Raw genomic sequence first — 242 nt, 5'->3', positions numbered from 1 at the left:
ACTCTAGCCCAACCATCACGAATTTCATATACATAGAATACGTCTCCAGGTTTATATTCTTCATTTGTTGTAACCATCACATTATTGTGGTTAGGTCTACAAATAGTGACACCTGCATTATCTGCAATTGCTTTGAAATATGGTTGGTTACTCCATGTTAATTTTTTAGGAGGTTTTTTATTTACTGAAATTGAACTGTTAGATTTACGTTCTGATTTTTTCACTTCTTTAATATCTGTTAA

Annotated in this window: 1 pseudogene; it reads right to left on the bottom strand. The window is 31.4% G+C overall.

Annotated elements, in window-relative coordinates:
* Positions 1–242, bottom strand: a pseudogene (locus tag HMPREF2881_RS00935) (N-acetylmuramoyl-L-alanine amidase); the annotation flags it as partial.

This window comes from Staphylococcus sp. HMSC057A08, assembly GCF_001812925.1.
Taxonomy (GTDB): domain Bacteria; phylum Bacillota; class Bacilli; order Staphylococcales; family Staphylococcaceae; genus Staphylococcus; species Staphylococcus hominis.
This window is presented reverse-complemented; position numbering and strand designations above follow the sequence as displayed.